Source organism: Gordonia otitidis, from assembly GCF_020735545.1.
GTDB classification, from domain to species: Bacteria; Actinomycetota; Actinomycetes; order Mycobacteriales; family Mycobacteriaceae; genus Gordonia; species Gordonia otitidis.
Genome location: NZ_CP085974.1, coordinates 3,163,641 through 3,176,942, shown reverse-complemented (window position 1 = coordinate 3,176,942; position 13,302 = coordinate 3,163,641). Strand labels below are relative to the sequence as shown.

At 64.1% G+C, this 13,302-nt stretch carries 11 protein-coding genes; 9 read left to right on the top strand and 2 right to left on the bottom strand.

The window, feature by feature from the left end; all coding sequences use genetic code 11:
- Window positions 1-244 precede the first annotated feature (244 nt).
- The 4 genes from LK459_RS14565 to LK459_RS14550 all read left to right on the top strand — a co-directional run bounded on the left by LK459_RS14565 (window position 245) and on the right by LK459_RS14550 (window position 5,134).
- On the top strand, window positions 245-901 hold the full coding sequence (locus tag LK459_RS14565) for a response regulator (RefSeq protein ID WP_227919137.1): 657 nt from the start codon (window positions 245-247) through the stop codon (window positions 899-901).
- Window positions 868-2,097 carry a sensor histidine kinase gene (locus LK459_RS14560; RefSeq protein ID WP_227919135.1) on the top strand — a complete coding sequence of 410 codons (1,230 nt, stop codon included), beginning with the start codon at window positions 868-870 and terminating at the stop codon, window positions 2,095-2,097. The genes LK459_RS14565 and LK459_RS14560 overlap by 34 nt, the downstream gene beginning before the upstream one ends.
- Window positions 2,082-3,110, top strand: a complete 1,029-nt coding sequence (locus LK459_RS14555) for a hypothetical protein (protein WP_227919134.1) — start codon at window positions 2,082-2,084, stop codon at window positions 3,108-3,110. The genes LK459_RS14560 and LK459_RS14555 overlap by 16 nt, the downstream gene beginning before the upstream one ends.
- 305 nt (window positions 3,111-3,415) lie before the next feature.
- Window positions 3,416-5,134 carry a DUF4012 domain-containing protein gene (locus LK459_RS14550; RefSeq protein WP_227919132.1) on the top strand — a complete coding sequence of 573 codons (1,719 nt, stop codon included), beginning with the start codon at window positions 3,416-3,418 and terminating at the stop codon, window positions 5,132-5,134.
- 22 nt (window positions 5,135-5,156) lie between these two features.
- Here LK459_RS14550 and LK459_RS14545 read toward each other — a convergent pair whose 3' ends face one another.
- Window positions 5,157-6,623, bottom strand: coding sequence for an alpha/beta hydrolase (locus LK459_RS14545; protein ID WP_227919131.1), 1,467 nt, complete (start codon window positions 6,621-6,623; stop codon window positions 5,157-5,159).
- A gap of 195 nt (window positions 6,624-6,818) precedes the next feature.
- On the opposite strand from LK459_RS14545, the gene LK459_RS14540 reads away from it, so the two are divergent.
- From LK459_RS14540 to LK459_RS14530, 3 genes are all read left to right on the top strand, one after another.
- Window positions 6,819-7,208 (top strand): DUF5313 domain-containing protein, encoded by a 390-nt coding sequence (locus LK459_RS14540; protein WP_227919130.1) that lies wholly within the window; start codon window positions 6,819-6,821, stop codon window positions 7,206-7,208.
- 158 nt (window positions 7,209-7,366) lie between these two features.
- The gene (locus LK459_RS14535; RefSeq protein ID WP_227919129.1) at window positions 7,367-8,554 is read left to right on the top strand and encodes a hypothetical protein; all 1,188 of its coding nucleotides are present in this window, start codon (window positions 7,367-7,369) and stop codon (window positions 8,552-8,554) included.
- Window positions 8,555-8,591: 37 nt separating this feature from the next.
- Window positions 8,592-9,098, top strand: coding sequence for a hypothetical protein (locus LK459_RS14530; protein WP_227919128.1), 507 nt, complete (start codon window positions 8,592-8,594; stop codon window positions 9,096-9,098).
- Window positions 9,099-9,133: 35 nt separating this feature from the next.
- On the opposite strand, the gene LK459_RS14525 is transcribed toward LK459_RS14530, so the two are convergent.
- Window positions 9,134-9,718: an excalibur calcium-binding domain-containing protein gene (locus tag LK459_RS14525; RefSeq protein WP_227919127.1), complete on the bottom strand. Its 585-nt coding sequence runs from the start codon at window positions 9,716-9,718 to the stop codon at window positions 9,134-9,136.
- Window positions 9,719-9,893: 175 nt separating this feature from the next.
- Between LK459_RS14525 and LK459_RS14520 the strand changes: the two genes are divergently transcribed.
- Both LK459_RS14520 and LK459_RS14515 read left to right on the top strand, forming a co-directional pair.
- Entirely contained in the window at window positions 9,894-12,044 is a 2,151-nt protein-coding gene (locus LK459_RS14520) for a hypothetical protein (RefSeq protein ID WP_227919126.1), read from the top strand.
- A 176-nt stretch (window positions 12,045-12,220) separates the two neighbouring features.
- A complete protein-coding gene (locus LK459_RS14515) occupies window positions 12,221-13,294 on the top strand; it encodes a PE-PPE domain-containing protein (protein ID WP_227919125.1) in 1,074 nt (357 codons plus the stop codon).
- Window positions 13,295-13,302: the final 8 nt, after the last annotated feature.

Genomic DNA, 13,302 nt, shown 5'->3' with positions numbered 1-13,302 from the left:
GTCCTCGAGAAGTCGCAGGCCAACCTGAAGAATGTCGTGCCGAGCGATGCGTCTTCCGCCGACGCCACGCACTCAACTTCCAACGCATGTACGTCGAACTCAATCAGCTCGTGACCGAGGTCCTCTGTTGACGTCGAACAATCTGTCGAATCTGTAGTCCGAACGGACTAAATGACGCCACACCTGGCGGGCATCCACCAGCGCAAGCACCAATGCAACACGGGTGATCAGGCAAAATACTGCCATGACGGACCCTCATCGTCGCGCTCGCATCGGCGTCGTCGACGATCACGCGCAGATCGTGCGCGGCCTGCGTGCCACCTTCGCCGAGCACGACGCCCTCGAGTTGACCGCCGGCGCCGACACGGTCGCCGACCTGCTCGCCATCACCACCGACCTCGACCTCGTGCTTCTCGACCTCCGCCTCGACGACGGCACCTCCCCGCTCATCAACATCGCAACCCTCACCGACGCCGGCATACCGGTCCTCGTCTACACCTCGGGCGACGAGATGTTCCTGGTGCGTCAGGCGGCTAGTGCGGGCGTCATGGGTGTGATCCGCAAGAACGCGCGAGATGCCGAGTTGCTCGACGGCATCATGCAGGCACTCGATGGCAAAGTGGTCGCGAGCATCGACTGGGCCGCGGCGATCGACTCCGACGACGAGTTCGTCGACCTCCCACCCATGCAGCGTCGCGTCCTCGAGTTGTACGCCGCAGGTGAATCCACCAGCCGGGTGGCCGCCGAGCTGCTTCTGTCCACCGAGACCGTTGCCGACTACGTCAGTCGCATCCGCCTTCGATACCAGGCAGTCGGACGTCCCTCCCCTACCAAGACCGACCTGTACAAGCGAGCGATCGAGGACGGATGGCTACCGATTCCGCGGCGCCTTCGACGGTGAGCGCCACCGCACCGGCGCTTCGACCGGACGACGCCTCGCGCGACGCACTCGCGGGGCGTCGTATTCTGCGCCAGTTCACTCTGTTCGCGTCGGCGGGCTACCTGCTCTACTGTCTGCTGGCCGTAGGTCCGATCACTGCAGCCACGAAGGTGGTGTCTCCGTGGTGGACCGTCCTCGCAGTGGTCCTGACGTTCGGTACCGGGGTGGCGATGGGACCGCTGACCTGGCGCGCCGATTCCCGTCGTCTGCAGATCATCACCGGAGTCAACGCCGTCGGCTATCTGATCGCTGTGGGCTTGTGGTGGTTCGCCTGGAACGGCGGCCACATCTACACGGTGCAAGGATTCTGGATGGCGGCGTTCCCGGGGCTGGCAGCCATCACGGCCGCTCTCGCGTTCCGGCCGATGTGGGCATACGCAGTCCTCGTCGTCGCAGTGACCAGCTCTGTGCTCATCGACCGCACGGTTCGACGCGCCGACGTCGTCGAACCCTTTGCCGCACAGACTGTGTGGGCCATCGCGTTCTCGATGGTCTTCGTGGTGGCCGCGATCATGGGACGGAGAACAGCCAGAGTTCTCGACGACTCACGCGCCGAGGCCTACGCCACCACCGCGGCCGCAGCAGCCGCCCAGGCCCGCTCGGCGGAACGTCACCGATTCGACGCACTCACCCACGACAGCGTGATGTCGACGCTGCTGCTCGCCGCACGGCGCGGAACGTCGCCGGAGCTCGTGCAGGACGCACGCAACGCCCTGGCCGCCATCGACCGCGCCGGCACCGACGTCATCGACGACGAACTCGGCGCGACCGACGCACTCAGCCGCATCCGCGCCGCGATCGCACTCGTCGCCCCGCAGCAGATCGTGACTGTAGACCACGTCGATCCGTCGGCCAGGTATCCAGGTGCCGTCGTCACCGCGATCGCAGGCGCCTCGGCAGAAGCAGTGCGCAACGCAGTCCGTCATGCCGGGCGTTACGCGGATATCTCGGTACACGTATCGACATCGACCGACACGCTCCACGTCGACATCGCCGATACCGGAGCGGGGTTCGACCCCACTTCCGTTCCCGCCTCTCGCCTGGGCATCTCGGTGAGCATTGTGGGCCGCATGTCGAAACTCGCCGGCGGATCGGCAATCATCGAGTCCCACAGGGGTTCCGGCACCACCGTGAGGTTGTCATGGACACACCGCTGACCGACGCCCGCGATCTGCTCGGCATGCGGCAACGCGGCGTCTGGGTGGTCGTGGCCTTCTTCCTCGCCGCAGTGTGGCTGGTGGCTGCGACACCGTCGGCGTCGGTGCACACCATCGCAGGCACTCTGGCCGCTGCGGCGATCTACACCGCGGCAACGATCACGTTGGTTGCCGCCGAGGGTGATCCACTTCCGATGGTGCCGACGATCTTGCTCACACTGGCCGGACCAGCCAGCGCAGCCTTGGTCCTCATGTCGTCGGACTCCACAGCACTGACCGCCACGGCCGTGGGGATGAGTCACGGTGCCGGCGCGGCGATCTATGCGTTCATGATCGTGCGTGGACGTCGAGTCGCACCGTGGTTGGGATTCTTGGCGATCGTCGCCATCTTCGTCGTCTGGGGAGCGCACTCCGGAGCAGGCGTCCCTCCGGCTTTCATACAGTCGGTCGTCGACGTCGCGCCCCTGCTGATGGCCACACTGTTCTCCTACACACTGCGACCCACAGCGAGCGAGGTGTTCTCACTTCGTGAGCAGACCACCGAACAGGTCGCCCAGCTCGCCGCATCGTCCGCTGCCTCCGATGAACGCACACGGCAAGTGCGCCAGCTCGATTCGTTGGCCCGACCACTACTCGAGCTCATCGCATCCGGCGCAGTGCTCAGCGACGCACAACGACTCGACTGCGAGGTGCTCGAAGCCCATCTGCGCGACAGACTCCGCGCCCCGCTGATGTCCGAACTCGACCTCGACGCCCCCGCCTACCGCGCTCGGCTCCGCGGCGTCGACGTGGTGCTGATCGACGACTCCACCACCGAGATCGCGCCCGACCTGCGTGACCGCATCGCCACGCTCGCGACCGAAACTCTCGATGCGGCCTGCGACGGTGAGGTGTTCGTCCGCGTGTCACCAGCGAACCGCTCCACCGTGGCGTCGGTGCTGCATCGACCGGCGCTGGGTGCGAGCACTCGCGTGGAAGTCGACGCCGAGGGGCAGATCCGTTCGGCGGTCTGACAAGCAGCGGTGTAAGCACGGGCCGACGCGAGATTTGTCATTCAACATCGCCGGTCCGATGGACTATTGTCCCGGAGGGGTGCATTCGGATCCGTCGGGGGCACGCCCACCGGGCGCGACGGTTGGATGCGGAAAATGCCATAGGGGGCACCGTGACATTGGAAAGTGTGGAAGCGCCGTCGACAACTGGCAGCGAAGTCGGCAGTGGCGAAGTTGGCAGTGGCGAAGTCGGCAACGATGCCGGACCTCGATGGCGACGCCGGCACACGAAATCGCGTCGGCGTCGCTGTGTGGTGATCACATCGATGGCTTTCGTGATCGCCATCTGCTCCTATCTCGCGTACCTCATCGTCGACGTCAAGAGCAGCATCGACGATGCACGACGTCACGGCATTGCCGCAAAGGCCGCGATCATGGACGGCGACGTACACGGCGCCCAACTTCATGCCGCCGCCGCCGAGTCGGCCGCCGAGTCCGCGCGCAGTGCCACGGAGAACCCGGTGTGGCGCGCGACCGCGACCATCCCCTGGCTTGGTTCACCGCTGCAAAGCGTCCACCAGATGACCGAGTCCGTCGCCGACACCGCCGCCCAGGTGCTCGTACCCAGTGCCGCGCTGGCCCAGACGATCAGTCCCAGCACACTACGTGGACCCGACAACGCACTGAATCTGAAGCCGCTCGCGGCGGCACAGCCGAGACTCGCAGAGATCGCGACCAACGCTGAGCGAATCGACGAACGGACACAGCGCATTCCGGGTTCATGGCTGGCGCAGGTGTCGGATGCTCGTACACAACTGGTGGACCAGATCGCCGAAACCGCACGGTTCCTCCGCGGCACCGACATCGCAGCGCAGATCGCACCTTCGATGCTGGGTGTCGACGGCGCTCGCAGCTACTTCGTCGCGATGCAGACGCCGTCGCAAGCACGGGGTACCGGCGGGCTCGTCGGCGGGTTCGCCATACTCGGAGCCGACAACGGACACGTCACGACACCGCAGATCGGACAGAACCTCGGCATCGAGGAGCCCGACGCTCCGCAGGTCGATCTGGGCCACGACTACAACCGACTCTATGGCTGGACACGGTCGTATCTCGACGTCCGCAATTCGAATATGAGCCCCGACTTCACCGACGCCGCACGGGTCTGGATCGCGAACTGGAAGGCACAGACGGGACAGCAGCTCGACGGCGCGATCGTAGTGGATCCGATAGCGCTGAGCTATGTGCTGAAGGTGACGGGTCCGGTCACGCTCGCGGACGGCGAGAGCATCACCGCCGAGAACGTTGTGCCCATCACCCTCTCGACATCCTACGAGCGGTTCGCGAACGACAACGACGCGCGCAAAGCGTATCTGCAGTCGATCTCCAGAGCGGTCATCGACAAGATCGGTACGCTCGACGGCAATACCGGCGCCCTACTCGAAGCGCTCGGCCACGGCGTTCAGGAACGTCGGATCATGGTGTACAGCAGGATGACTCGTGAACAGCGGGTTCTCGAGTCGACCCCGCTCGGGCATCAGGTCGCCGACACGGCAGCACCGTACCTGGACGCCACCGTGGTCAACATCGCAGCCAACAAGACCGACTACTACCTGCGTCGCGAGATCACGTACACCGCGGGCGAATGCCGCGGTGACACGAGAGAATCGACCGCGCGGATGCGATTGACCAACACCCTGACCGACACCACACTGCCCGACTACGTCATCGGTACGAGAGCGCAGCGACAGACACGCTTCCCGCAGGGCACCAATTACGCCAATCTGCAGCTGTTGCTGACGAGGGGGGCAACACCCAAGCAGCTGACTGTTGACGGCACTTCCGTGGATCTCAATGTCGGAACGCTTCACGGCCATCCGGTGGTCTTCGCCCAGATACCGATTCCGCCGGGCAAGAGCGCAGAGGTGGTGCTGACGTCGACCGAGCCGACGTCAGCTCACGGCGAAGCCGTCGTGCCGGTCCAGCCGCTCGTCGACAACCCGACTCCGCGCGTCGACGTACCGGTGTGCGGAGCCGCTCACTGAGTAGGCCCGGAGCGAACGGGCCTCACGGCGCGGTTGCGCTCGGCGTCGCCTTTTCCGACGCCGCAGTCTCGGCGGGTGTCGACTCCGACGAATGGTCGACGGGTGGCGAGACGACGTCTCCCACCTTCTCTGTCGAGGTGTCAGACCCCGGGACGGGTGTCTCCACAGGCGTCGCGCCACCGGCCTCGACATCCTTCGGCTCCGACTCCGAGGTGTTCGCCACAGGCACCGAACTCGACCCGGCCGTATCGCTCGACGGTGCTGGAGCCGCTCCGGTTGCGACGTCGGCAGGCACGGTCACCGCGTAGGACTTGGTCTCAGCGGTCGCACTCGTCACAGCAGTCGATGTCGGAGCCGCCTGAACCGTCGCCTCGTGAGCGACCGGCGGCTGCGCCACCCGTGACGCCGTCGAAGGGGGCGTTTTCTGGTACTTCTCGAGTCCCGCCTCGACCTGATCTGCATACTCGTCTGTGTGTGCACCCCAGTTCAGCCACGAATGGGTGCCGTTGTTGTAGATCCCCTGCACGGGCGCACCCACGAGCGCTGCGACGAACTGGAGCAGATGTGCGGAGACATACGAGAGCTGCTCCAGGGCAACACCAGCGACGACCTCTTGGAGCCCGCCGTGGGAGAACAGCTCGTCGAACTCCTCCTTCGAGGTGATGATGCCGTTGCCCGCCGTGACGATGATGGTCTGCCCGTTGTCTTTCGACAATCCGATCCGGTTGGTGACATCGTTCTCGGCCCAGGTGTTCCCGGGCGCGAAAGGACTGCCCCACATGTCGTTGAGTGCGTTGGATACACCGGTTCGAGTCTTCAACGCGTACGGCACGAGGAAATAGCCGAGAGGGTTGTCGGTCTGGTAGTAGCCCGAGACCGACAGCGCAACCTTGAAGAGGGTCGGGTACTTCAGCGCGATGTTGACCGCCTGCCCGCCGTTTTCGGACAAGCCGACGATCGCGTTGTCGGTCTCGTCGATATCGAAGTTCTCGTTGAGGTACTTGGGCAGCTCGGTCCCGATGAATGTCTCCCAGCGCGGGTTGTAGGTCCCGCCCGTCTGATTGACCAACGTATTGCCATTCGAATCGCGCGGTGGGGCAACCCAATCCGATGTCCACGCGTTGGAGCTGCCCTCGACCATGACCAGGTTGTACTTGTCGCCGTATCCGCTGGCCAGCGTGTCGCTCGTGCTGGTGATTCCGCCGAGCAGATACACCGCCTGCTCCTGCTGCCCAGCGGACTGCGTCGACGGTCGGACCTTCACCGTCACCGTCGACCCCATCGCGGCCGACGGGACGGTGCACGTCTGGATGTTCTGCGCACGCTCCGCGTCGTTGGCGAAGTAGCACCCGGCACTCGTGCGTGCCGTGGTCGGATCAACCGCCGCTGCCGCACCGGTACCGCCGACGAGCGCGGCGCCGGCGAGCGCCGCCGCCACCACGCCCATCGCACGACGATTGAGCCAGAAATGGACGGTGTTCTCGGACATGCAGCCCCCCGGCAGAAGGTCGATGGATCCAGAGAATCGTAGCGCTCTTCTGCGATCACCATCACACGGCATGCGAAGGTGTCATCCGAACGGACGTCAGCACGTTGGTCCAGGTCAGATAGGCCTTCGAGGATCGCTCTGGACATCGCGTAGAATTCAGTAGCACGCGATTGAATTTCGAGAAGGGCGCAACCCATGGCCGACACAGCAGCCCGTCCCCGGGGATGGCAGTACATCCGCTACTGCTACGGAGCAGTGCTGCCGGATTCTATGCGCGACTGGGTGGCCAACGACCTCGCAGGAAAAGGCGCCCCGATACGCATGGTGGTCCGCTGGGCGATCCCCTGCATCATCCTGATGCTGCCGATGCTCTTCGTGCCGGCAGATTGGGGCGTGCGGTTCATCATGTTCTCGCCGATCCCGATCGCCTACGTATTCTTCTCGATCGCGCTGAACGTCATCTACCGCAGGCATCGACTCGAACAGCACGGCCTGAATCCCGATCTGGTCAAGCGCAACGAGCGCATCCGCAACGCGGATCTGTACGACGAGTACCACCGGAAGTACCGGGGCAGCGCGCGATAGTCCACCGGACACAGGCGCCGGGTCATCCCTTGGCGCTGTCACCCGATCAGACGAATAGTGTTCATGATCAGCACTATTCGGGTCATCGACGCCGTGCACACACTTACAATTGACTCCTTCGTCGACTTCGTTGACACCGAGGAGCCGATTGGCGATGCATGCCTGAGAGTTGCCGTGGCGACGCGCCGCTGAACCCGACCACTGCCGACACCAGCCTCAGCTGGCTCGATTGGAAACCTGGCGACGCACTGAAGAACGTTGCCGACGTCACCGACGCCGATACTCTGCCTTCCCCGGCCCCGACCCCGAACCCCGCCTCGCCGACGGACCCGCAGCCATACGGCACTCCACCGCCGTACGGGGCGGTGGTACTGCCAGGTGGACGGTCGTCGAATGCGCCGTGGCTGGCCGCACTAGCGGCGATCGTCGTGCTGGCGCTCGTCGGTGGCGTCGCGATCTGGGCGGTGAGCAACGGCAAATTCTCGGGCATCACATCGTCGACTTCGGCCGCTGGCGGCAACGGAAACTCCGCGAACATACCGGACACGCTGACCAGGTGTTCGCAGCCGATCAACGTCACAGACATTCGAACAGCGCTCAACCCCGCGGGACTCGCGGTGACGATGACCTTGTCCAGTCCGTGTTCTGACGGCGACGTGCTGTCGGGTTCAGAAGCGAACGTGACGATTTCCTCGTCAGCGGGGACCGTCGCCGGCGGCAACCTCGATCTGTCGGGTGCGCCCATCGGCATTCCGCCGCAACCGAATTCGCGCCAGGTTACCATCACCTACCCGACGGGCAGCTACTACCAGCTTCCCGATGTGTTCAGCGGCTCCGACCTGAAGGTGCAGATCACCGACTCCGACCCCGCGAGTGTCAGTGGCCTTTCGTCGTCGCAGACAAGCGCTGCGACATCGGCGACCGTGTCGCAAGCGACTCTCCCGTCGAATGAGAGCGCGGATTCGCTTGCTGCACAGTCACTCAACGCACAGATGGCAGTTGACCGCGGCCAAGTGCTCGCCAACAGCAACAACCAGTGGGTCGCGCAGCTGAGCTCCAAACAACCAGGGCTGGTCGCCGATGGCAAGACCTGGACCAACAAGGACATCCTCGACGAGTTCACCGCCAACTATCAACGCTTCTCCGGGGCACGACTGCTGTGGAGCAACGACTGGTCGGTCTTCAGCTCGCCGGGGTGGTGGGTCACGATCACCGCCCAGACATTCCCTACCGGGCAGGCAGCGGTGAATTGGTGTGTGCAGCAGAACTTCGACCGCGACCACTGTCTGGGAAAGCTGATCAGCAACACCGCTCCACCCGAGGGCTCCACCGTCTATATCCGATGACCGACTCGTTTCGAGGCTTCACGAAAGGCATGACCCGATGACCGCTGCCGCAGCTCAACCTCCGCTCCTCCAGGGCGAAACCGTCCAGTTCCACGCACAGTTCAGCCCGCGCTTGATTCTCAAACACATCAAGACGACGGTGACTGTGACCAACCGGCGTGTCGTCGTGCACGAGCCGCACGTCATCTTCGGATTCATCGAGCATGGTCACTACCTCGGTGAGATCCCCTTGCGTCACGTCGCGCAGATCTCGACCGGCAACACCACGTCGTCGCGACGCCTGATGATCGGCACCGCGTGCGTCCTACTCGGCGTGGTCTTTTTCATGTCCGGACTCGCCCTCGGCGCCAGCGGCTCGCCTTTTGCGGTTCTGCTCGCCCTGATACTCATAGTGGCCGGCGTGATCTTCTTCGCAACAGCGCACTCCAACGGGATCGTCTTCCGCAGCACGGGTGGTAGTGCATTGGTCGCCCATGGATCGAAATCTGAACTGCCACAGATTGATCACGCGGGCCACATCATCGGCAGCCTGATTTTCAGTTAGTACGCGGCGCTCGCAAGCCGACTCCTCGCTGCGGACTACTCGCAGGCGACCCCGTCGCCGTCACGATCGAGCTTTGACGAGTAGCCCGGCTGCCCCGCATACAGCGGAGCGGCACCCGCAGCCCGTGCTGCCGAACAATTCGCGTAGTAGCCGCCTCCCCCTCCGGAGTTCGAGCCCCCTGAATTCGAGTCGACGGTGGGGGCGGTGGTCGGTGTCCCGACCAGTCCACGCGGAGTGTTGTCCGTGTCGTCGGCGACCTGCGTTGTCGTTGTTTCCGGCGCCGTTGTGGTTTCCGGCGCTGTGGCCGTCACTGTTGTCGTCCGCCAGAGCGTTTCGTTCGACGCGGCTGCTGCGGTCTCGGTCAGAGTCATCGTGGACGTGACCGTCGGCGCCGCCTGAGTACTGTCGCTCCCGCCGATCGCCGTCCCGACACCACAGCTGGCGAGCATGAGAAAGAACGCACCGGCACCGCCGAGGATCATCGCCTTACCACTGAGCTTCGACGAACGACCAGCGGGAGCGGGCTGATAGGGATACCGACCGGCCATGCTTACCACCTGACTTGTGCTGGCTTCGACAACGGGTTGTGCTCCCATCCCCTCGACCAGCACCGAGGACATGAGCCCGCTCAGTCTGCTCGTCGCACCGGCAAAGTACGTATATCGGCCCAGAATTCACTCGTTCGAGTTACACCGCGCGAACGACTGGGTGATTGAACTCGCGACGGGCGCACGCGGCCTCGGCGTCATACGAACGACGTACCCGGGTCCCAACGTGGTGCGACAATTGCTTTTCATGGCCGACGACGTGGCTCCCGAACCGTTCGTCCTCCTCACCCACGGTGTGAGCGGAACGGAATCCACGGTGATTCTCGACAGCTCGCGCGTTGTCGAGGTTCCCGGTATGAGCGGGTGTGGGTTCAAGGGCGAGTTCACGACTTATCCGCCACGGCCCACCCATGTGCAACGACCGCGCAACCGTGTCGCCTACCGGTGGGGAAACATGACGTCCGGCCTAGCAGTCCAGGCGATCTGGGCGCTCTTCGGACCCTTCGCATTGGTCAATGTCGCTGCCTGGATGTATCCAAAAGTCCCCCAGGGCAACCCGACCGCGCGGGCCTGCGTCGCCGTTCTGCGTTTGCTGCTGCGACTTCTCGGACTCGCCCTGACCGTCACCATGGTCGCACAGCTCACCTTGCTGATCGACGGCGTCCTGTTTCGCCCCGTGTCGGACGGAGCGCCCCGCGACTGGGCTGTTCTGGGTTGCCTCACAGTCATATTCGGCGTCGGTGCGTTCGTCGCGCTGTGCGCCGACAACGACAAGGACGTGCGGGGTCGTCCTGATCCGTCACCGCAATCCGACCCGGCCGACCCACCGCTGATCGCCACCGACTCGTTCGTCTCTCCTTCGGATGGCAGGGCGACGACGCTGATCACCACGCACGCCGTTTCCGGGATACTCACTGCTGCAATCGTCCTGAGCGACACCGCCACGCCGCGCTGGCTGTGGGGTGTCGTGGTCGTGATGCTCACCGCTGTGGTCACGGCCACCATGCTGTGCGACGACTCACGGTCTGCGACCGCGCAACGGTGGCGGCCGGCCTTCGTCTCGTGGCCCGCAGTTGCCTGGGTTGTCCTCGCATCCGCACTACTCGTCTGGGCCAACTTCTGTTCGAAGCCCCACCACATCGTCGGTGGATCGATCCGCTGGTTGTTTCTGCTCGACAGCGCCCTCGTCGGACTCGCCGTCGTCGCAACCCTTGGGGCGCTGGTGCTGCCCCGCAACGTGACGCACTGGTGGGCTCGCCGGAATCAACCGACCACGCCGTGGCTGAACGGTCTGCACGCTCCGCTCGTCGCGGCGGTAGGGGTGTTGTGGGGAGTCGGGATGGGGGTTGCCCTGACCCGTATCGCTGCCATCGCCGTCGACCACCGTGATCCGGTGAAGCTGCCGGACGTCTACGCCGACACCGCATGGATGTGGGGCGTCACAGTCCTCGTCTGGGGCCTTGGTGTGGTGGTCTGCGTCGGCGGCTCCGTCGTCGCCAACGGTTGGTCTCGAGCATCTCTCGCGATTCGCCAGCAGCAGGCCGTCGGACTTCGACGGCCCACGGGCAGACAGCTCTTCATCAAGCGCATCCAGTGGGGTTTCGCCACCGTCAAGCTCCGCATCCCCGCCTGCGTGGGCACCCTCGTCCTGTGCGCGGCGGCAGCGAGCATCACAGCAGCGGTGGGTCACCGCGTCGTCGACGGGAGCCGAGGCTTCGAATGGGTCGGAGTCATCGCGCTCGGCCTCGTCGACCTCATGCTGCTGCGTGCGATGTACAACGCTGCGCGAAAGCCGCGAAAAGCCGGACGTTCCCTCGGAGTGCTGTGGGATCTCGCTTCTTTCTGGCCACGTGAAGCGCATCCACTTGTGCCACCGGCCTATGCCCCGCGCGCAATACGTGATCTGGAAAGATTCATGCGCACGAAATCCCATCGTCCGGTTATTCTCGCCGCACACAGCCAGGGATCACTGATCATGTACGCGCTCGCATACCGACTGGTCCGGCGTCGAGACGGTATCTCGTTACTGACATACGGTTCGCAACTCGGCTGGGCGTACGGAAGGGCCTTCCCCGCAGCACTGAGTCACGCGAGCCACAAGCAATTGCGAAAGGAATTGAACGACACGTGGATCAACCTCGTGCGCCTCACCGACTTCATCGGCGACGGTGTTGTCAGTTACACAGATGAGGGCGCGCTGAGGCGATACGAAGAGACGTGTCGTGTCGGACACGAGTTGTGCGACGGGGGCTATGTCGTTCGAGAGAACGACAGGATCGTCGAGGTGTGGCTGCCTGATCCGTCGCCCGGCGACAACCCGCCCGACGTCACGCACCAGCATTCCGCGTATACCTCGGATATCACTTGGGACACGTGGATCGCACTGTTGAGTAATTGAATTCGCAAGGAAATTCGGTTCGCTAATTGTGCTACGTTGGCACCGCGATCGGGGGAAAGCACGTTAGGCATTCACATAGGGGGATAGTCGTGTCCACAATTCGAGGGACATACCGACAGCGGGTACGGGTGCTCGTTGTCTCACTTTCGGCTGTATGTGCACTCGGCGGTACCGCGGTGGCACAGGCAGCGACGGTGCTGACCGTCTCGGGAAACACAACACTGGCGCCGCAGCCGATGGAAACCGAGCTGCGCGGCGTCATGTGCCAGCCACCGAATGTGTGTAAGAAAGTCGAGTACGCCTCCGGCGGCAGCGGCGAGCAGGTCTACACCAGCGGCTACACCGCACTCAAGCAGGCATTGAGTGAGACCTCGGGCGACGTCGTCATCATGGCTTACTCCCAGGGTGCGGTGATCGGCACCCGGTGGCTGATCAACGACGCGAGCACAGCTCCTCAATCACCCGATTCGCTCTATGTCGTGCTGCTCGGCAATCAGAGCCAGAGCCTCAACGGATGGTCGACCATCTCCGGAGGCGTGAAGACCCCGAACGACGGCAAATACAAGGTCGTCGATGTGTGCAGACAATACGATCCGCTGTGCGACTACCCCAACGTCGCAGGACTCCCCGCGATCATGAACGCACTCGCGGGTTACACGCAGTTGCACGGCAACTACACGAACGTCGATGTCAACGATCCGAACAACTGGGTGCGTACGGTCGGCAACACGACGTACGTGTTGGTACCCACCGAGCAGCTCCCGATGTTCTCCTGGATGCGCAGAATCGGCCTGTCAGCGGTGGCGGATCAACTTGACGCGCAATGGAAGCCGGTCATCGAGTCATCGTACGAACGCGCCGGCTACACCCGCCTCGGTGACCAGTCGGTCCTGCCGCTGAACTCCGGTCACAATGGCGACTCCAGCGCGACGTCGGCGTCGAAGCAGACGCCCGGTACCAAAACCCTCGCCACCACTCGGTCAGCCGTTGCCGACGTGACCGACGTCGGAGTGACGACCCCGAATTCCCCGTCGCCGACCCCGAGTACCCCGGGGAGCACGTCCGGAACCACGAGCGTCGACGTCGACCCGACATCCACAGCGTCGCCGACCGCGCCGACGACGACAGAAGTGCCGGGAACAACCGACGAATCCGACACCGACGAACCCGTGCGCCCGACATCCGCGCGCCCCGGATCGCCGGTTACCGCAGTACCGTCGGTGCCCGGCGACACCGTGCCGGCCGCTTAACATTGCGG